General features: G+C 74.2%; 17 protein-coding genes and 1 other RNA gene. 14 read left to right on the top strand and 4 right to left on the bottom strand.

Annotation, left to right across the window (positions count from 1 at the left end):
• Nucleotides 1-4: 4 nt before the first annotated feature.
• The 3 genes from E5225_RS11945 to E5225_RS11935 are packed head-to-tail and all read left to right on the top strand — an operon-like array spanning nucleotide 5 to nucleotide 1,337.
• Nucleotides 5-352, top strand: a complete 348-nt coding sequence (locus tag E5225_RS11945; protein ID WP_243738026.1) for a TadE/TadG family type IV pilus assembly protein — start codon at nucleotides 5-7, stop codon at nucleotides 350-352.
• On the top strand, nucleotides 349-846 hold the full coding sequence (locus E5225_RS11940; protein ID WP_425267380.1) for a pilus assembly protein: 498 nt from the start codon (nucleotides 349-351) through the stop codon (nucleotides 844-846). Before E5225_RS11945 ends, E5225_RS11940 begins: the two co-directional genes overlap by 4 nt.
• On the top strand, nucleotides 843-1,337 hold the full coding sequence (locus E5225_RS11935; RefSeq protein ID WP_243738025.1) for a pilus assembly protein TadG-related protein: 495 nt from the start codon (nucleotides 843-845) through the stop codon (nucleotides 1,335-1,337). The genes E5225_RS11940 and E5225_RS11935 overlap by 4 nt, the downstream gene beginning before the upstream one ends.
• Nucleotides 1,338-1,346: 9 nt before the next feature.
• Here E5225_RS11935 and E5225_RS11930 read toward each other — a convergent pair whose 3' ends face one another.
• Both E5225_RS11930 and E5225_RS11925 read right to left on the bottom strand, forming a co-directional pair.
• On the bottom strand, nucleotides 1,347-2,420 hold the full coding sequence (locus tag E5225_RS11930) for a LacI family DNA-binding transcriptional regulator (protein ID WP_244243663.1): 1,074 nt from the start codon (nucleotides 2,418-2,420) through the stop codon (nucleotides 1,347-1,349).
• 96 nt (nucleotides 2,421-2,516) lie between these two features.
• Nucleotides 2,517-2,825, bottom strand: a complete 309-nt coding sequence (locus E5225_RS11925; RefSeq protein ID WP_135971891.1) for a hypothetical protein — start codon at nucleotides 2,823-2,825, stop codon at nucleotides 2,517-2,519.
• Between the two features lie 268 nt (nucleotides 2,826-3,093).
• Between E5225_RS11925 and prfB the strand changes: the two genes are divergently transcribed.
• From prfB to E5225_RS11895, 6 genes are all read left to right on the top strand, one after another.
• Nucleotides 3,094-4,215 carry a peptide chain release factor 2 gene (prfB, locus tag E5225_RS11920; protein ID WP_135971890.1) on the top strand — a complete coding sequence of 374 codons (1,122 nt, stop codon included), beginning with the start codon at nucleotides 3,094-3,096 and terminating at the stop codon, nucleotides 4,213-4,215.
• A gap of 184 nt (nucleotides 4,216-4,399) precedes the next feature.
• Nucleotides 4,400-5,089 (top strand): cell division ATP-binding protein FtsE, encoded by a 690-nt coding sequence (gene ftsE / locus E5225_RS11915; protein WP_135971889.1) that lies wholly within the window; start codon nucleotides 4,400-4,402, stop codon nucleotides 5,087-5,089.
• 9 nt (nucleotides 5,090-5,098) lie between these two features.
• Complete coding sequence (gene ftsX, locus E5225_RS11910; protein ID WP_135971888.1) at nucleotides 5,099-6,013, top strand: permease-like cell division protein FtsX; 915 nt, start codon at nucleotides 5,099-5,101, stop codon at nucleotides 6,011-6,013.
• A 1-nt stretch (nucleotide 6,014) separates the two neighbouring features.
• The gene (locus tag E5225_RS11905) at nucleotides 6,015-7,484 is read left to right on the top strand and encodes a M23 family metallopeptidase (protein ID WP_135971887.1); all 1,470 of its coding nucleotides are present in this window, start codon (nucleotides 6,015-6,017) and stop codon (nucleotides 7,482-7,484) included.
• Between the two features lie 218 nt (nucleotides 7,485-7,702).
• Nucleotides 7,703-8,176 (top strand): SsrA-binding protein SmpB, encoded by a 474-nt coding sequence (gene smpB / locus E5225_RS11900; RefSeq protein ID WP_135971886.1) that lies wholly within the window; start codon nucleotides 7,703-7,705, stop codon nucleotides 8,174-8,176.
• Nucleotides 8,173-10,137 (top strand): DUF2207 domain-containing protein, encoded by a 1,965-nt coding sequence (locus tag E5225_RS11895; protein ID WP_243738024.1) that lies wholly within the window; start codon nucleotides 8,173-8,175, stop codon nucleotides 10,135-10,137. The genes smpB and E5225_RS11895 overlap by 4 nt, the downstream gene beginning before the upstream one ends.
• 10 nt (nucleotides 10,138-10,147) lie before the next feature.
• Here E5225_RS11895 and E5225_RS11890 read toward each other — a convergent pair whose 3' ends face one another.
• Nucleotides 10,148-11,479, bottom strand: a complete 1,332-nt coding sequence (locus tag E5225_RS11890; RefSeq protein WP_135971885.1) for an NAD(P)/FAD-dependent oxidoreductase — start codon at nucleotides 11,477-11,479, stop codon at nucleotides 10,148-10,150.
• 438 nt (nucleotides 11,480-11,917) lie between these two features.
• Here E5225_RS11890 and E5225_RS11885 point away from each other — a divergent pair, with 438 nt between their 5' ends.
• The gene (locus E5225_RS11885; RefSeq protein WP_135971976.1) at nucleotides 11,918-12,166 is read left to right on the top strand and encodes a DUF6480 family protein; all 249 of its coding nucleotides are present in this window, start codon (nucleotides 11,918-11,920) and stop codon (nucleotides 12,164-12,166) included.
• 92 nt (nucleotides 12,167-12,258) lie between these two features.
• On the opposite strand, the gene E5225_RS11880 is transcribed toward E5225_RS11885, so the two are convergent.
• A complete protein-coding gene (locus E5225_RS11880) occupies nucleotides 12,259-13,323 on the bottom strand; it encodes an ATP-dependent DNA ligase (RefSeq protein WP_135971884.1) in 1,065 nt (354 codons plus the stop codon).
• A gap of 287 nt (nucleotides 13,324-13,610) precedes the next feature.
• Here E5225_RS11880 and E5225_RS11875 point away from each other — a divergent pair, with 287 nt between their 5' ends.
• The 4 genes from E5225_RS11875 to gad all read left to right on the top strand — a co-directional run bounded on the left by E5225_RS11875 (nucleotide 13,611) and on the right by gad (nucleotide 18,354).
• On the top strand, nucleotides 13,611-14,246 hold the full coding sequence (locus E5225_RS11875; protein ID WP_135971883.1) for a hypothetical protein: 636 nt from the start codon (nucleotides 13,611-13,613) through the stop codon (nucleotides 14,244-14,246).
• A 185-nt stretch (nucleotides 14,247-14,431) separates the two neighbouring features.
• Nucleotides 14,432-14,798, top strand: a transfer-messenger RNA (tmRNA) gene (gene ssrA, locus E5225_RS11870).
• Nucleotides 14,799-14,983: 185 nt separating this feature from the next.
• Nucleotides 14,984-16,231 (top strand): BaiN/RdsA family NAD(P)/FAD-dependent oxidoreductase, encoded by a 1,248-nt coding sequence (locus E5225_RS11865; protein WP_135971882.1) that lies wholly within the window; start codon nucleotides 14,984-14,986, stop codon nucleotides 16,229-16,231.
• 716 nt (nucleotides 16,232-16,947) lie between these two features.
• Nucleotides 16,948-18,354: a glutamate decarboxylase gene (gene gad / locus E5225_RS11860; RefSeq protein WP_135971881.1), complete on the top strand. Its 1,407-nt coding sequence runs from the start codon at nucleotides 16,948-16,950 to the stop codon at nucleotides 18,352-18,354.
• Nucleotides 18,355-18,408 lie beyond the last annotated feature (54 nt).

The raw sequence follows: 18,408 nt of genomic DNA, 5'->3' as shown, positions 1-18,408 counted from the left end.
CGTCGTGGACTTCGTCCTCGTGGGCGGGCTCGTCGTCGTCCTGTTCATGGCGGTGCTGCAGCTGGCGATCGTCCAGCACGTCCGCGCCACCTGCATCGACGCCGCCGCCGAGGGGGCGAGGTACGGGGCACACCTCGGTCGGGAGCCGGGCGACGCGGCGGCACGGACCGTCGCGCTCCTGCGTGCGTCCCTGTCGGACGCGTACGCGCGGGACGTCAGTGCGCACCGCGTGGACGCGGACGGCCTCGCCCTCGTGCGCGTGACCGTCCGGGCGCCGCTCCCGCTCGTCGGGCTGCTGGGGCCCGCGGGCACCCTCGAGGTCGACGGGCACGCGCCCGTCGAGGCGCCGTGAGGTCGGTCCGGCGCGCGGTCGCCCGGGCACGGGCAGCCGTGCGCCGACGCGTGCAGGCGGGTGCGTCCGACGCCGGGAGCGCGCTCGTCGAGTTCCTCGGCGTCGCGCTCGTCCTCCTGGTCCCCGTCGTGTACCTCGTGCTCGTGCTCGGCCGGTTGCAGGCGGCGACGTTCGCGGCCGAGGGGGCGGCGCGCGAGGCGGCGCGCGTCTACGTGGCCGCCCCCGACGCGTCGACGGGGGAGGCGCGGGCCGTGACGGCCGTCGGCGTCGCGCTGCGCGACCAGGACTTCGACGACGACGCGTCGGCCGCGCTCGCCGTGGGCTGCTCCGCCGCCTCGTGCCTGCAGCCCGGCGCCGAGGTCACCGCGACGGTGCAGGTGCGGGTCCCGTTGCCGTTCGTGCCCGCGTTCGTCCGCGACGTCGTGCCGCTCGAGGTGCCGGTGCGCGCCGAGCGCACAGCCGCGGTGGACGCGTACCGCGTGGTCGCGCCGTGACGTCCGGGCGCGAGGGGCGCCGCGGCACGGTGCCGCGGCGCCGTCGGGCGTCGGGCGACGACGGGCAGGTCACGGTGCTCGCCCTCGGGCTGGCGGTGCTGGCACTGCTCCTCGTCACGGTCACGGTGTCCGCCACGGGCGTGCACCTCGACCGCAAGCGGCTGCTCGCGCTCGCCGACCTGGCCGCGCTCGCGGCCGCCGACGAGGTCGCCGACGACCGGTACTTCGCCGGCGCCGCCGCGCGCGGACCCGCCGGCGTGCCCCTCACCGACGCGAGCGTGCGGTCCGCCGTCGAGGACTACCTCGCCGCGCACCCCGAGGAGGCGGCGCGGTGGGACGGGGTGGCCGTACTCGGGGCGTCGACGCCCGACGGCCGGTCCGTCGTCGTGCGGCTCGGGGCGGTGACCCGGCCCGCCCTGCCGACGTGGCTGCTGGCACCGTGGTCGGACGGGATCGCGCTCGAGGCGGAGTCGGTCGCGCGGGCCTCGTGACGGGCGACGTCAGCCCCGCGGACGCGGGGGAGCGGTGCTGTCCCGCAGGACCAGGTCGACCGGGATCCGCTCGATCGGCGGGGTGCGCTCCTCGGCCGCGTCGTCGGAGGCCTCCCGTGCGCGGGCGACCGCCTCGGTGAGCGCCTTCGCCGCCAGCCGTCCCTTCGAGGCGAAGTCCTGGCGGACCGTCGTCAGGGCGGGGCGCACCGTCTGTGCGTGCACGCTGTCGTCGAAGCCGACCACCGAGAGGTCGTCAGGCACCGTGAGCCCGGCCGCCTGCGCGGCGCGCACCAGGTGCGCCGCCATGAGGTCGGAGAAGCAGACGACCGCCGTCGGCCGGTCGGGGCTCGCCACGAGGTCCGCGACGCCCGGGACGATCAGCTCGTCGTGGTTGTCGACGACCTCGTACACACGGCCCGCCAGCCCTGCGGCCTCGAGCGCGTCGAGGGCGCCGGCCACGCGCTCGTGCGAGACGTGGTTGGAGCCGGGTGCGCGCGGGTCCGGGGCCCAGCCGGGACCCGTGCGGTCGCTGTTCATCGTCAGCACGGCGACGTCGCGGTGGCCGAGCGCGAGCAGGTGCTCGACGGCGAGCCGGCCGCCCGCACGGTCGTCGAGGAGCACGCCCGCACTGCCGGGCAGCGGCTCCTGGTCGACGAACACCAGGGGGAGGCGCCGCTTGTGCAGCCACTCGACCGCCTCGGTGTCGCCCGCGCACGCGTAGATCACCGCCGCGTCCAACGGCAGGTCCCGCGCCGGGACGTGGCCGCCGACGTTCTCCGCCGGGATGAGCGAGACCGCCAGGCCGGTGGGTGCCAGCGACTCGGCGAGCGAGCCGAAGAACGCCGCCGCGACCGGGTCGAGGAACGCCTCGCCCAGGGAGTCCGTGAGCACGACCCCCACGGCACCCGAGCTGCGGCGGGCCAGCGCCCGGGCCGCGGGGTCGGGCCCCACGTACCCGAGCGCGGCCGCCGCCGCCAGGATCTTCTCGCGCAGCGCCGGCGAGAGCTGGTCCGGCCGCGAGAACGCGTTCGACACGGTCATGCGGCTCACGCCGACCCGGTCGGCCACGGTCTGCAGCGTCACTCGTCCCACGGCGACCCCGTCCGGCACGTCATGCGTCCCAGCGTAGGTCTCCGCGGTCACGGGGCGGCCCGGCGCGCGCGAGAGGCGGTGGCCACGTCAGCGCACCGGCCGGCCCGCGCCGTGCGCACCGCCGGGCTCGGCCGGCGCGATGGCGTCGGCCAGGCGGTGCAGGACGCCGGCCGTCACCCGTCGCGGCGTCCCCACCCGCACGGGCGCCTGCGCCCGCTGCAGCACCCGCTCGGCGCGGCGGGCCGCCCGGTGCGCCACCCGCCGCTCGTACGCGGACTCGGGCACCTCCGGCGCCCACGGCCGCGCGCTCTCCGCGTGCACCTGCGTCAACCGGACCCCCAGTGCCCCTACGCCCATGCCCGTCGCGTCCATGGTCGTCTCCTCGTCTCGTGTCATCTGTACCGCTCCAGAGTGCTGTACCAGTACAGTGACAGGCCCCACCTGGACCGGTCAAGAGATAAATCGCGCCGACCGTCCGGACGATCGGGACGGCCGCCGCTGGCACCGGCTGCCCGGCACCCCGGCACGCCTCCTCGACGTACGCGACCCCCGGATGTCGACACCCGCGACCCGCCCGGATGCCGTCGCCGCAGCGGCCCGAGCCCCGCGCCGGGGCTCGCCCGGGCGCCGATCGGGGCGTGCGCACCGGGTACCCTGGACGGTCGTGGCCACCACCGACTTCCCCGCCGAGCTCCGTGACCTGCGCACCACGCTGGACTCCATCCAGTCGGTGAGCGACCCGGCCACGCTCCGGGCGAAGATCGCCGAGCTCTCCGAGCAGGCGTCCGCCCCGGACCTGTGGGACGACCCCGACGCGGCGCAGAAGGTCACCAGCGCCCTGTCGTCCTCGCAGGCCGAGCTGGACCGGGTCAACCGCCTGCGCTCGCGCATCGACGACCTCGAGACTCTCGTCCAGATGGCCGCCGAGGAGGACGACGCCGACACGCTCGCGGAGGCGGAGGCCGAGCTCGTCGGCATCCGCAAGGACATGGGCGAGCTCGAGGTGCGCACGCTGCTGGCCGGCAAGTACGACCAGCGCGACGCCGTCGTCACCATCCGCGCCGGCGCCGGGGGCGTCGACGCCGCCGACTTCGCCGAGATGCTCATGCGCATGTACCTGCGCTGGGCCGAGCGGCACGGCTACGCGACGTCCGTGCTCGACACCTCCTACGCGGAGGAGGCCGGCCTGAAGTCCGCGACCTTCGAGGTCAAGGCGCCGTACGCGTTCGGGCACCTGTCCGTCGAGGCCGGGACCCACCGCCTCGTGCGCATCTCGCCGTTCGACAACCAGGGCCGCCGGCAGACGTCGTTCGCCGCGGTCGAGGTCATCCCGCTGATCGAGCAGACCGACTCCATCGAGATCCCGGAGTCGGAGATCAAGGTCGACGTCTTCCGGTCGTCGGGCCCCGGCGGGCAGTCCGTCAACACGACCGACTCCGCGGTCCGCATGACGCACATCCCCACCGGCATCGTCGTGTCCATGCAGAACGAGAAGTCGCAGATCCAGAACCGCGCCGCCGCACTGCGCGTCCTGCAGTCCCGCCTGCTCCTGCAGCGCCAGGAGGAGGAGCGCGCCACGAAGAAGGAGATGGCCGGCGACATCAAGGCGAGCTGGGGCGACCAGATGCGCTCCTACGTCCTGCAGCCGTACCAGATGGTCAAGGACCTGCGCACCGAGCACGAGGTCGGCAACCCGGCCGCCGTGTTCGACGGGGACATCGACGACTTCATCGAGGCCGGCGTCCGCTGGCGCCGCGGTCAGCAGGTCGCACCCGCCGACGCGTGAGGCGTCCCGGGACGATCCGGGACGAGCCGGGCACCACCCGGACGGGCGTACCGATTCGCCGGCCCGCGGGCGGCGTGTCCTGCCCCGGGTGCCGGGGCGGGGTTCCTACCCTCGATGAGGCCCGCGACCCTGCGGGTGGCCCGTCGCGCCCGCGGCCGGCCCGACCGAGGACGAGGTTCGTGCCGTGATCCGCTTCGAGAACGTGACGAAGGTCTACGCCCGGGGCGCCCGCCCCGCGCTCGACCGCGTGTCGCTCGACGTCGAGCGGGGCGAGTTCGTGTTCCTCGTGGGTGCGTCCGGCTCCGGCAAGTCGACGTTCCTGCGGCTCGTGATGCGCGAGGAGCGGGCGTCCGCCGGGCGGGTGTTCGTCGCCGGCAAGGAGCTCGGCTCGCTGTCGAGCTGGAAGGTCCCGCACCTGCGCCGCCAGATCGGCGCGGTGTTCCAGGACTTCCGCCTGCTCCCGAACAAGTCGGTGTTCGAGAACGTCGCCTTCGCGCTGCAGGTGATCGGCAAGCCGCGGCACCACATCCTCACCACGGTGCCCGACGTGCTCGACATGGTCGGCCTCGCCGGCAAGGAGAAGCGCCGCCCGCACGAGCTGTCCGGCGGTGAGCAGCAGCGCGTCGCGATCGCGCGCGCGTTCGTCAACCGGCCGTCGATCCTGCTGGCCGACGAGCCCACCGGCAACCTCGACCCGACGACCTCCCTGGGGATCATGCGCCTGCTCGACCGCATCAACCGCACCGGCACCACGGTCGTGATGGCGACGCACGACGACGAGATCGTCGACCAGATGCGCAAGCGCGTGGTCGAGCTGAGCACGGGCGAGATGGTGCGCGACCAGTCGCGCGGCGTCTACGGCTCGGACCGCTAGGAGGCCGCCGTGCGCGCCCAGTTCATCCTGTCCGAGATCGGCATCGGCCTGCGCCGGAACCTCTCGATGACCATCTCCGTCGTGCTCGTCACGTTCGTCTGCCTCACCTTCCTCGGCGCCGCTGCCCTGCTGCAGACGCAGATCGGGAAGATGAAGGACGACTGGTACGACAAGGTCGAGGTGTCCGTCTTCCTCTGCCCCGCGAACTCCGCCGAGCGCACGTGCGCCGCGGGCGAGGTGACCGAGGAGCAGCGCCAGGACATCCTCGGCGCGCTCGAGGCGCCGGAGGTCGCGCCGTACATCGAGGAGGTCTTCACCGAGACCAAGGAGGCGGCCTACGAGTCGTTCCAGCGGCAGTTCGGCGACCAGTTCTGGGCGTCGGCCGCGACGGTGGACGACATGAACGCCTCGTACCGCATCAAGCTCACCGACCCCGAGCAGTACCAGGTGGTCGCGGACGTGGTCTCCGGCCGGCCCGGCGTCGAGGACGTCGAGGACCAGCGCCGCCTGTTCGACAACCTCTTCCTCGTGCTCGACCGCGCGACGTGGGCCGCGGGCGGCATCGCCGCGATCATGCTGCTCGCGGCGGTCCTGCTCATCACGACCACGATCCGGCTGTCGGCGCTGAGCCGGCGCCGCGAGACCGGCATCATGCGGCTCGTGGGTGCGTCGACCCTGTTCATCCAGCTGCCGTTCATGCTGGAGGGGGCACTCGCGGCGCTCGTCGGTGGTGCGCTGTCCGTCGCCGCGCTGTGGTTCGGCGTCGAGTACCTCGTGACGGACTGGCTGGGCCAGACCGTGACGTGGGTGCCGTACGTCAGCACCGCGGACGTGCTCGGCATCGCGCCGCTCCTGCTCGTGGTGGCCGTCGTGCTCGCCGCGATCTCGTCCCTCGTCACCCTGAGCCGCTACACGAAGGTCTGACATGCGACGACGCACCGACCGCACCGCCCGCACGGCCGGCACCGGCATCGGCGGCCGCCTCGCCGCCCTGCGCGCACGCGGCCGCGGCGGTCCGCTCGTCGCCGCGCTCGCGGCCCTCGCCGTGGCCGTGCCGACGTTGCTCGGCGTCGCGGGGCCAGCGGTCGCCGACGACCTGTCGAACCGCCGCGCGGCCGCCGAGCAGCGCGCGTCCGCGGCGGAGCAGCGTGCCGCGGACCTCGCCGAGGCGATGGACGAGCTCGACGGCGCGCTGCGGGCGGCCGTCGAGGAGCTGGCCGCGGTGGAGGCGCAGCTGCCGCAGGCCCAGGCCGCGCTCGACGCGGCCGTGGCCGCGGCGCAGGCGGCGCAGCGCGAGGCCGACCTGCAGGCGGCCCGCCTCGCCGCGGCGGAGGACGAGGAGGCGGCGATCGCGGAGCAGATCGTCGTCGACGACGCCCGCGAGGTCGAGATCCGTGCCGCCATCGGTCAGATGGCACGTGAGGCGTACAAGGGCGGCCGCGACGTGTCGGGCATGAGCGTCATGCTCGACGCCGAGAGCTCGCAGGACTTCGTCGAGCGCTACGGCATGGTCTCCACCGCCATGCGCACGCAGTCGCAGGTGCTCGACGAGCTGCAGGAGATCGTCGCCAAGAACAAGAACGCGCAGGCCCGGCAGACGGCCGTGCGCGACAAGGTCTCCGAGATCAAGGCGGCGGCCGACCAGAAGCTCGCCGAGGCGCAGCAGGCGCAGGCCGCGGCCGAGGTGGCGAAGGCGGAGGTCGAGCGGCTGCTCGCCGAGCAGCAGGCCAAGAAGGCCGTCATCGAGTCGCAGAAGGCGGAGGCCGCCGCGCAGGCGGCGGCCGTCGACGCCGAGCGGCAGGCGGTGGCGTCCGAGCTCGCGCAGATCGTCGAGCAGCAGCGGGCCGAGCGTGCCCGGGTCGAGGCCGAGCGCGCCGCGGCGGCGGCCGCCGCCGCGGCCGCCGGCCGGCCCAGCACGGGCGGCGGCGGTGGAGGTGGCGGCGGAGGCGGCGGCACCAGCCCCCAGCCGGGCGGTGCGAAGCCGGGCGCGATGTTCGCCAACCCCACCGCGCACAGCCCGCTCTACGTGACGTCCGAGTACGGGATGCGCCTGCACCCGGTGCTCGGCTACCACCGCATGCACGCCGGCATCGACCTGCGCGACCGCTGCGGCGAGCCCGTGTACGCGGGGCGCTCGGGCAGCGTGCAGTGGGCCCGCTACCGCAGCGGGTACGGCAACCAGGTCATGATCGACCACGGCTGGGTCAACGGCTCGTCCCTCATGTCGAGCTACAACCACATGTCGTCGTTCGTCGTGGGCGCCGGGTCGAACGTCTCCGCGGGGCAGCTGCTCGGCTACGCGGGGAACACGGGGACGTCCGCCGCGTGCCACCTCCACTTCGAGGTGTACGTCAACGGAGCGGCGCAGAACCCGCGGCCCTACCTCGGGCTCTGACGCCCGCACCCGCATTCGCCTGGGGTGCGTCGGTGCCCGCGGGTACGCTCGTGCGGCACGCCGGTCGAGCGGCGGGCCCGTGCCCGGCTCGCATCCGCCGCAGCACCCCCGCAGACACGACCGAGCAGACACGACCGAGCAGACACGACCGAGCAGACACGACCGAGCAGACACGACCGAGCAGACACGACCCCAGCAGACACGAGGAGGGCCGAGCCGTGGCCAAGGCGACGACCGGACGCACCATGGTCGCCGCCAACCGCAAGGCGCGGCACGACTACCTGATCGAGGACGTCTTCGAGGCCGGCATGGTCCTGTCCGGCACCGAGGTGAAGGCCCTGCGTGCCGGGCGCGCCTCGCTCATCGACGGCTGGGTGGAGATCGAGGGGCACGAGGCCTGGCTGCACGGCGTGCACATCCCCGAGTACTCGCAGGGCACGTGGACGAACCACGCGCCGCGGCGCAAGCGCAAGCTGCTGCTGCACCGCGACGAGATCGACCGGCTCGAGTCCAAGACGCGCGAGAAGGGGCAGACGGTCGTGCCGCTCGCCCTGTACTTCCTCGACGGGCGCGCGAAGATCGAGATCGCCCTCGCCCGCGGCAAGCGCGAGTACGACAAGCGCCAGACGCTGCGCGAGCGGCAGGACAACCTCGAGGCGCAGCGCGCGATCCGGGAGAAGCGCGACCGGTGACGCCCCACGACGCGGCCCAGCGGCCGGCGGGGGTGCCTCCGCGCGGCCGGGACGACGTGCGTGCGGAGGTCCGCACCCTGACGGGCGCGCTGCGACGCCTCGCGGTGGTCGCGCTCGCGCTCGTCCTGGCCGTCGGCGTCATCCTGCTCGCGCCGCCGCCCGCCACGTCGGCCGTGCGTACGACGCCGGGCGACCTGACATCCGGCCGGGAGATCACGCGGTACGACGCGCAGGCCGACGTCGCCACCGACGGGTCCGTCCGCGTGGAGATCGAGCTCGACTTCGACTTCGGCGACGAGCCCGGGCACGGCCCGTACCTGACCTACCCGACGCGCGTGCCGTACGACGACGAGCTCGACCGCGTCTTCGAGTACGACGACGTCAGCGTCGAGAGCCCCACCGGGGCGCCCGCGGACCTCGACCGCGAGGACGAGGGCAGCGCGATGGTGCTGCGCATCGGCGACGAGGACGTCGACGACGTGTCGGGCGTGCAGACGTACCGGGTGGCGTTCAGCGTGCGCGGGTGGCTGAACCCCGCCAACGCGCAGCACACCGGCGACGAGCTGTACTGGGACGTCATCGGCGGCGGCTGGGAGGTGCCGGTCTCGGACGTGCGGGTCGCGGTGTCGGGGCCCGCGGCCGTCGAGGGCGTGGCCTGCTTCGCCGGACCGGAGGGCGCGACGACGCCGTGCACCGCGGCCGAGGCCGACGGGACGTCCGCGACGTTCGTCCAGGACGTCGTCCCGGTCGGCGACCGCGTCACGACCGTCACGGGCTGGCCCGGCGGCACGTTCGCGGGCGCCGACCCGATCCTGCGCGAGAAGCTCGACCCCTTCGCGCCCGTGCGGCCGCTGAGCGTGGGCGGCGGGGTCGCGGCGGGCGTCCTGGCGCTCGGGTCGTTCCTCGCCGTGGCGCGCGTGCGGCGCACCGGCCGCGACCGCGCGTACCTCGGCCTCACGCCCGGGCTGCGGCCGGCCGCCGGCCAGGAGGCCGCGACGGGGCCCCGGGACCGCCGGGACGCCGTCGCGGTGCAGTTCACGCCGCCGGAGGGGACGCGCCCGGGCGAGATCGGCACGCTGGTCGACGAGAAGGCCGACCCGGTCGACGTCACCGCGACCGTCATCGACCTCGCGGTGCGCGGGTGGCTGCGGATCGAGGAGGTGCCGCGGACGGACCCCGAGGCGAAGCCGGAGGACTGGAACCTCATCCGGCTGCGCCGGGACACCGAGGGGCTGCTGCCCTTCGAGACGACCCTGCTCGGGGAGCTCTTCGAGGGGCGCGACGAGGTCCGGCTGTCCGACCTGCGCACGACGTTCGCGTCGGCCATGGCGAAGGTCCAGGACGGCCTCTACGCGCACGTGACCGAGAAGCGCTGGTTCCGCGCGAACCCGAAGGCCGTGCGCACGGCGTGGGCCGTGGTCGGGGTGGCGCTGCTGGTCACGGGCATCGGCGCGGCGTTCGTCGTCGGCGCCGCGTCGCAGGTGCCGGGCCTCGCGCTCGTGCCGGTCGCGGTCGCGCTGGTGGGCGTCCTCGTGCTGGCGCTGTCCGGGGCGGCCCCCGCGCGCACGCCCGACGGCACCGCGGTGCTCGCGCAGACCCTCGGGTTCCGCCGCTACCTCGCCACCGCGGAGGCCGAGCAGCTGCGGTTCGAGGAGGGCGAGGACCTGTTCTCGCGCTACCTGCCGTACGCGATCGTGTTCGGGCTGGCCGACCGGTGGGCGCGCGTGTTCGCGGACCTCGCGGCACAGGGCCGCGTGGTGGACGAGCCGGGCTGGTACGTCGGCACGTGGGCGGCGGGGCCCTACTTCTGGGGGACCGGCTTCGCGGGGGCCGTGGACCGGTTCGAGCAGGTGGCGACCGAGGCGATCAGCGCCCCGACGCCCGGCTCGTCCGGCGGCTCCGGGTTCAGCGGCGGGTCCGCCGGCGGCGGGGTCGGCGGCGGCGGTGGCGGCGGCTGGTGACCGCCGCGGGTCACGGTGCGAACGACGCGCCGGCGTCCTGACGCACCGCGTTGCGGCCGACGACCTGCTGCCACGTCGCGGCCCGCTCGGCCCGGCCGCGGCCGACGAACGACACCGCCCAGTGCAGCAGCGTCGTCAGGCGGTTCTTGAAGCCGACGAGGTAGACCAGGTGGACGCCCAGCCACAGCAGCCAGGCGACGAAGCCCGAGGTCTGCACGGGGCCGACCTGCGCGACGGCGAAGAAGCGGGACACCGTCGCCATGCTGCCCTTGTCCCGGTACGCGAACGGCTGCCCGGTGGGCCGCCCGTCGACGCGGCGGCGGATCTGGTCGGCGGCGTGCTGCCCGCTCTGCATGGCGACCTGTGCGACCCCCGGCAGCCCGTCCATCCGCATGAGGTCGCCGACGACGAACACCTCCGGGTGCCCCGGCAGCGTGCAGTCGGCCTCCACGGGCACACGGCCGGACCGGTCGGTCTCGACGCCCGCGCGCTCGGCAAGCACGCGGCCGATGGGCGCACCCTGCACCCCGGCGGCCCAGATCTTGCAGGAGGCCGGCACCCGCTGCCGCCCTCCGTCGCCGTCCTCGATCTCGACGGCCTCGGCGTCGACGTCGACCACCTTCCAGCCGGTCCGGATCTCGACCCCCTGCGCCTCGAGCTCGCGCGTCGCCGCCTCGCTCAGCCGCTCGGGGAAGCCCGGCAGCACGTGGTCCACGGGGTCGACCAGCAGCACGCGCGTGCGGCGCGGGTCGACGTGGCGGAACTGCCCCGGCAGCACGCGGTGCGCGAGCTCGGCGACCTGGCCGGCCATCTCGACCCCCGTCGGTCCGGCGCCCACGACCACGAACGTGAGCAGGCGCTCCACGGCGGCCTCGTCGCGCGTCACCTCGGCCAGCTCGAACGCGCCGTAGATGCGCCCGCGGATCTCGAGCGCGTCGTCGAGGCTCTTCATGCCCGGCGCGTGCTCGGCGAACTCGTCGTGACCGAAGTACGACTGCCCGGCGCCCGCGGCGACGACGAGGCTGTCGTAGCGCGTACGGGTCACGCCGGCGGGTGAGCTGTGCACGACCTCCCGGGCGTCGAGGTCGACGTCCTCGACGACGCCGAGCAGGACCCGGGCGTTGCGCTGGCGGCGCAGCACGTCACGCGTCGCCGGGGCCACCTCGCCCGAGGAGAGCACGCCCGTCGCCACCTGGTAGAGCAGCGGCTGGAACAGGTGGTGGTTGGTCCCGCTGATCACCGTGACGCGCACGCCCGGCACCGACGCGAGCGCGCGCGTCGTGAACAGCCCGCCGAAGCCCGAACCGACCACCACGACGTCGTGCGGGCGGGACGAGCTCATGCGGGCCTCCGGTGGGGCGGCGTGGGGCGCGGTCCGTGGGTGGGGGACGCACGCGTGGGGGACGCCTCGACCGTACGTGCGCCGGGGTGTGCCCGCTCGCCGGCCACGGCCCGTCCGGAGCCGGTCGGCGCTCGACGCGTCGGCCGGACGGGGCCTTCCTCTGGGCGGGCGGAACCGGGTGCAGATCGGCAGAAGGTGCGGGGCCGCCGCCGGAGCGGTCCGGACGAGAGGTGGGTCGTCGAGGGGGACCGCATCACCGCGCTGTTCGAGGAGCGTGGGTACGTCACCCTCGACACCGCCGTCGCCCTCGACGCGGAGCTGTTCACCCCGGAGGCCTGGTCCGGGCGTGGGGGAGCCGCGTCGCGTCCGGCGGCTCGGGTTGCCGAGCGGCGCCCGCCGCACCACGGTGGGACGAGCACGCCCGACGAGAGGGAACGCATGAGCCAGTCGCCCGGAGCCAGCACGCCCGATCCCGAGCCCGCCGACACGCCGGGTCTCGAGCCCGGTGGCGGCGTCGCGCCCGGTGACACGCCGCCGGGGGAGTCCTCGGCGACGGCGGGCCTGTCCGCGCACCAGCCGAAGGTCGGCTCGACCGGCTCCAACTGGCTCGTCTACGCCGGGGTCGGCGCGGTGGTCGCGCTGTGCGCGCTCTTCTTCATCGGCTACGCGGTGGGTCTGCTCGACTGACGCCGGCTCAGCGCACCGCGACGTCCGACGAGAACGCGACGTAGCCGCGCAGGTCGCGCCCGACGCGCTCCGACGCGCCGGGGGCGGTCACGTCACGCCGGGCCGAGGACGTCCGCGAGGTCGTACCGCACCGGCTCGTCGAGCTGGGCGTACGTGCACGAGCGCGGGTCGCGGTCGGTGCGCCAGCGCCGGAACTGGGCGGTGTGCCGGAACCGGTCGCCCTCCATGTGGTCGTACGCGACCTCGACGACGAGCTCGGGGCGCAGCGGCACGAACGACAGGTCCTTCGTGGCGTTCCACCGGCTGACGGCGCCGGGCATGCGGCGGTCGGCGTGCGCCGACTGGTCGGCCCACGAGCCCCACGGGTGGTCGGCGAGGTCGACGTCGCGGTACGGCGCGAGGTCGTCGAGGAGGGTCTTGCGCCGCGCCATCGGGAACGACGCGCTCACGCCGACGTGCTGCAGGTGCCCGTCGTCCGACCACAGCCCGAGCAGCAGCGACCCGACGACGTCACCGGACTTGTGCCACCGGAACCCGGCGACCACGCAGTCCGCCGTGCGCTCGTGCTTGATCTTGAACATCGCGCGCTTGTCCGGCTGGTAGGGCGCGTCGAGCGGCTTGGCGACCACGCCGTCGAGCCCTGCGCCCTCGAACTGCGTGAACCAGCGCTGCGCCTCGGCCATGTCGCCCGTCGCGCGTGTCACGTGGACGGGCGGGCGCGCACCCGCCAGCGCCTCGACGAGCCGCGCGCGGCGCTCGCGGAACGGCGTGCGCGTGAGGTCCTCGTCACCGAGCGCGAGCAGGTCGAACGCGACGAAGGACGCCGGCGTCTGCTCCGCGAGAAGCCGCACGCGCGAGGCCGCCGGGTGGATGCGCTGCTGCAGCGCGTCGAAGTCGAGCTGGTCGCCGGTGACCACGACGATCTCCCCGTCGACGACGCACCGCTCGGGCAGGTTCGCCTTCAGGGCCTCCACGAGCTCGGGGAAGTACCGGGTCATCGGCTTCTCGTTGCGGCTGCCCAGCTCCACGTCGTCGCCGTCGCGGAACACGATCGTGCGGAAGCCGTCCCACTTGGGCTCCACGTGCCCCACGTCGGGGATCTCCTTGACCGACTTCGCGAGCATCGGCGCGACGGGCGGCATCACGGGCAGGTCCATCGGGCCATCGTGTCGGCTGCAGGGCCGCGTGTCAGCGCGACGCACGGCGGGCGGGGTGCTCGCGGCGCCATCGCGTCGAGGCCGGCCGCCTGGCGCAGGGCCCGATCTCGGGGGCCTCGACGGGCTCCGCACACCGGACCGCGCCGAGTGAGTACGTCGAGACTGCAGTGATCGGCGCCGCCGGATTCACAGCGCGGACCTGGGTGCGTCCCAGCCTGCGCTGAGGTCGGCGGGGTGGAGTGGTCCCCGACGACGGGAGCCGAGGGGCACCCGACGAGGAGGAGACCATGGACGAGCAGAAGGGGAAGACCCCCAGGCAGCGGCCCGCGGAGGCCCCGACGCAGCCGTTGCCGCCCACCGGGCAGTCGGGCCCGCGGCCCGCGGCGCGGGGCGAGGCGCCCGCCGCCGGGACGTACGGGCAGGCTCCGTACGCGCCGGCGATGGCGCAGCCCTCGGCCGACGGCCCGGCCGCGAAGGAGGCGCGTGTCCCGCGCCGCGAGCGGCCGGTGAAGGCCGGTGTCGCGGCCGGCATCGGTGCCGGCGCGCTGGTCGTCGGCCTGCTGCTCGGCGGCGGCGCGGTGGCGCTGGCGAACGGGCAGGGGGACGACGCGGACGCGCGTCCCGGTGTGGCTCAGGAGGACGGTGACGTCCGCGGGCCCGACGGCTTCGACCGGGGTGGCCCGCACGGGCGGCACGGCGAGGACGGGTGGCAGCAGGACGGCCGGCCCGGCCCCGGTCGGTCCGACGGCCAGGGCGCTGCGCCGGAGCGCGGGGGCCAGGACGGCCAGGACGGCCAGGACGACGACTCGACGCAGGAGCGTCCGGAGCGTGGCGACGCGCGGCAGGACCGCTCCGGCCAGGGCGAGGCCACCCCGGACGCGACCCCGGAGGACGACGCCGCGCCGCAGACCCCGACCGAGTGACGCGCGAGGGCCGGCCGGGCGTGGCACGCCCGTGCCGGCCTCCCGCCACGACCCCACCCTCCGAGCGTGGGGCCGTCACGCCCGGCGGAATCAGCGAGACCGCTCCGAGGTTGTGCCGTACGCTGGAGCCCGCCGGTCCGCCCCCACGGGGAGCGGGACGGTGGTTGACAAGTGAACACACCCCTGGGGGTGATCGGTTTCGACGGTGGTCGTCGATCCAGGAGAAGCGGGTCGAGGACGCACGGTTATCTCGTAAACGATCCGTGCAACTTATAGGTGCCGATACTCAGCGCACCGACTTCGCCCTCGCCGCCTGAGCGAGCTCCGAAGTCCGTCAGCCTAAGCATGCTCTCGGCTTAGTTCCTGGCGTCATCTAGAGAGCCACTGCTGTCCGTCCTCGTCGGTGGGGCGGGCGGGACTCTTAGCCGACTGGGCCCGTCCACGGCTTGTCCGCGTGAGCGTGGGGGCCGAGAAACTCCCTAGCGGACTGCACCCGGAGAAGACCTGGTTTTTCGCCACCGGACGCGGGTTCGATTCCCGCCACCTCCACCCCGAGGTCTTCGTAGAACGCGAAGGCGCTCTTCGTAGATTGTGCTGAGGCCCGTCCCGTCCTGGGTCGGGCCTCAGTGCTGTCCAGGGCATGCGTGTCGGTGACGCCCCCGGGGTGACGGCTGTCGTCCGCCGGTCGGCTAGGTTCGCCCGGTGCCGACACACCACGGACGCGGACGTTCCCGCCGATGAGCACCGCGACCGTCGTCGGCGGCGGGCCGGCGGGGCTCATCGCCGCCGAGGTGCTGGCACGTACGGGCGTGGACGTCACGGTGCACGACCGCATGCCGTCGGTGGGACGCAAGTTCCTGCTGGCCGGCCACGGCGGTCTGAACATCACGCACACCGAGGGGCGGGACGCGTTCGCCGAGCGGTACGGCGAGTCGGCGCCCCGGCTGCGGCCGATGCTCGACGTGTTCGGCCCGGAGGACCTGCGCACATGGTGCGCAGGGCTGGGGGAGCCGACGGTCGTCGGGACGAGCGGGCGGGTCTTCCCACGCTCGTTCCGGGCGACGCCCCTCATGCGCGCGTGGCTCGCACGCCTGACCGACCTCGGGGTGCGGATCGAGAAGCGGCAGCGGTGGGACGGATGGTCCGACGACGGTGCGTCGCTGTTCACCGGCGCTGATGGCACGACTGTCGAGGTCGGCGGTGATGTGACGGTGTTCGCCCTCGGTGGCGCGTCCTGGCCGCGGCTGGGCGCCGACGGCGGCTGGGCCGGGCCGTTCATGGACCGCGGGATCGCGGTCACGCCGCTGCGAGCGGCCAACGTCGGCGTCCGGGTGGGATGGACGGATGTGCTCGCGCAGCGGTTCGCCGGCACGCCGCTGAAGAACGTCGCGCTCACCGTCCGCGGGCGCCCGGCACGGGGCCGCGGGGACGCGATGCTCACCCGCACCGGCCTCGAGGGCGGCCCGGTCTACGCCATCGGCGCCGCGATCCGCGAGGCGCTCGACACGGACGGTCGCTGCGTCGTCGAGATCGACCTGCGGCCGGACCTGACCGTCGCCCAGCTCGACGAACGGCTCGGGCGCCGCCGCCCCAAGGACTCGGGCTCGTCCTGGCTGCGCCGCACGGTCGGACTGGACCCTGCCGCGATCGGGCTGCTGCGCGAGGCCGACGCGGGTACCCTGCCGTCCTCCGGGATGGCGCAGCGGATCAAGGCCGTGCCGGTCGTGGTGACGGCCACCATGCCGATCGAGAAGGCGATCTCGACCGCGGGCGGCATCGCGTGGTCCCAGGTTGACGAGGCGCTGATGCTGCGCGCCCTGCCGGGCACGTTCGTCGCCGGGGAGATGCTCGACTGGGAGGCGCCGACCGGCGGCTACCTGCTGCAGGCGTCGTTCAGCACGGGTGTCGTCGCGGCCCGGGGTGCGCTGGCGCGGCTCGGGACGGCGCCGTCGGGACACGGGCTCGACGGCCCCGCGCACGTCTGACGGCGGTCGGCGCCGTCAGGCCGACAGCCCCGGGCGGCGTCGGTCTCCGGGGTGAGCCCGGGCGTCGCCCGTATCGGCTCGAACGGCCGCCCCACGGCGGTCTACGACATCGTGTACTCCCGGCGCACGTCGACCGCGTCGTGGACCTGCGGTACGGCAGGTGCTCGGCCGCCCGGCGACCACCGCGGAGGTGACGGCGTCCGCGAGCGCGCTCTGGCGGGGTGGGACGTCCAGGAGCTCCTGAAGCGGCACCGCCAGAGGACTGGGAGGACAAGACCGGCCTTGCCTGCCTGGGTAGGTCACTCGACTTCACCCCGGCGCGCCCGGATTCCCTACGTGAGACCTGCCCGTGCGGGGACCCGGTGCACGGGTCTTCTCACCGTCGTTCGGGTGGAGCCGGGAAAGCGTGTCCAGAGTGTCCCGGTGCTGATCTCACGACGCGAGGGTGCAAGTCGAAGATGGTTCTCGTAGAACGGGTGCCCTGACCTGTAGGGATAGGGATCCACGAACACCCCACCCCTGGTCAGAAGGCCGCAGTCCCTCGGGACGGCGGCCTTCTGCGTGTGTGCCTGCCGCTTCGCCGTGCGGTGGCGGATGGCGTGAGGGCATCGCCCCCGCGGGCGCGGCCCCCGGCGGTGCGCGCCAGATCACACGCGCGCCTAGCGTGAGGGTGGACGTCCCGGGGGGGCCGGGCCGCTGGTAGCCGAGGGGGCACCATGGTCACGAACACGCGCAGGGCCGCACGCCGCAGGGGGGAGCCCGACGTCGTCGAGGTCAACCCCGTCTTCGCCAGGCCGGGTGAGGCCACCTCGGTGCCGAAGTTCCGGATGCCCGACGACGAGTCGCTGCCGTCGACCGCGTACCAGATCGTCCACGACGAGGCGATGCTCGACGGCAACGCGCGGCTCAACCTCGCGACGTTCGTCGGCACCTGGATGGACGAGTACGCGTCCCGCCTCTACCTCGAGGCCGCGGACAAGAACATGATCGACAAGGACGAGTACCCGCAGACCGCCGCGGTCGAGACGCGGTGCTGGACCATGCTCGCGGACCTGTGGCACGCGCCCGACCCCGAGCGTGCCATCGGGACGTCGACCATCGGCTCGTCGGAGGCCGCCATGCTCGGTGGCCTCGCGCTCAAGCGTCGGTGGCAGCTGGCACGGCGGGCCGCGGGCAAGGCTGCGGACCGGCCGAACCTGGTGCTGTCGAGCGCCGTGCAGGTGTGCTGGGAGAAGTTCTGCAACTACTTCGAGGTCGAGCCGCGGTACGTGCCGATCTCGCTCGAGCACAAGGTCCTGGACGGCCACGAGCTGGAGAAGTACGTCGACGAGAACACGATCGGCGTCGTGGCGATCATGGGCGTCACGTACACGGGGATGTACGAGCCGGTGGCGCAGATCGCCGCGGCTCTCGACCGGGTCCAGGAGTCGACCGGCGTCGACGTGCCGATCCACGTGGACGGTGCCTCGGGGGCCATGATCGCGCCGTTCGTGCAGCCGGACCTCGAGTGGGACTTCCGGGTGGAGCGGGTCGCGTCGATCAACACGTCCGGGCACAAGTACGGGCTGGTCTACCCGGGGCTGGGCTGGGTCGTGTGGCGGGACGTGGAGTCGCTCCCGGAGGAGCTCGTCTTCCGCGTGTCCTACCTCGGTGGTGACATGCCCACGTTCGCCCTGAACTTCTCGCGGCCGGGCGTGCAGGTGCTGCTGCAGTACTACCTCTTCATCCGCCTCGGACGGACGGGCTACGAGGCCGTGCAACGGGCGTCGCGCGACGTCGCGCTGTACCTCTCGGGCGAGATCGCGAAGATGCCGGCGTTCGAGCTGTGGAACGACGGGTCCGACATCCCCGTGTTCGCCTGGCACCTGCGCGACGGCTACACGGAGAACTGGGACCTGTACCACCTGTCGGAGCGGCTGCGGACGAAGGGCTGGCTGGTGCCCGCGTACCCCATGCCCGACGACCTGACGGACCTGACCGTGCAACGCGTCGTCGTGCGCAACGGGTTGAGCCGCGACCTGGCGTCGGCGTTCCTCGCCGACCTCGCCGGCGAGGTGGAGTACCTCGACGCGCTCACCGGCCCGATGCCGGCCGAGCGCCGGCGCTCGGGGTTCCACCACTGAGGGCGTTCGCGCGGTGCGGCATCCCTCGGGCCCGGGCCGTCGTCACCGCACGGC

Source organism: Cellulomonas shaoxiangyii (assembly GCF_004798685.1).
Classification (GTDB): domain Bacteria; phylum Actinomycetota; class Actinomycetes; order Actinomycetales; family Cellulomonadaceae; genus Cellulomonas; species Cellulomonas shaoxiangyii.
Note: the sequence above shows the minus strand (reverse complement) of the source record. Positions and strands in the feature narration are given on the sequence as shown.

Coding starts and splice junctions, on each gene's coding strand:
- E5225_RS11925 (WP_135971891.1), bottom strand. CDS start 2,825: ATGACACGAGACGAGGAGACGACCATGGACGCGACGGGCATGGGCGTA.
- E5225_RS11905 (WP_135971887.1), top strand. CDS start 6,015: ATGCGACGACGCACCGACCGCACCGCCCGCACGGCCGGCACCGGCATC.
- E5225_RS11890 (WP_135971885.1), bottom strand. CDS start 11,479: ATGAGCTCGTCCCGCCCGCACGACGTCGTGGTGGTCGGTTCGGGCTTC.
- E5225_RS11885 (WP_135971976.1), top strand. CDS start 11,918: ATGAGCCAGTCGCCCGGAGCCAGCACGCCCGATCCCGAGCCCGCCGAC.
- E5225_RS11880 (WP_135971884.1), bottom strand. CDS start 13,323: ATGGACCTGCCCGTGATGCCGCCCGTCGCGCCGATGCTCGCGAAGTCG.
- E5225_RS11875 (WP_135971883.1), top strand. CDS start 13,611: ATGGACGAGCAGAAGGGGAAGACCCCCAGGCAGCGGCCCGCGGAGGCC.
- E5225_RS11865 (WP_135971882.1), top strand. CDS start 14,984: ATGAGCACCGCGACCGTCGTCGGCGGCGGGCCGGCGGGGCTCATCGCC.
- gad (WP_135971881.1), top strand. CDS start 16,948: ATGGTCACGAACACGCGCAGGGCCGCACGCCGCAGGGGGGAGCCCGAC.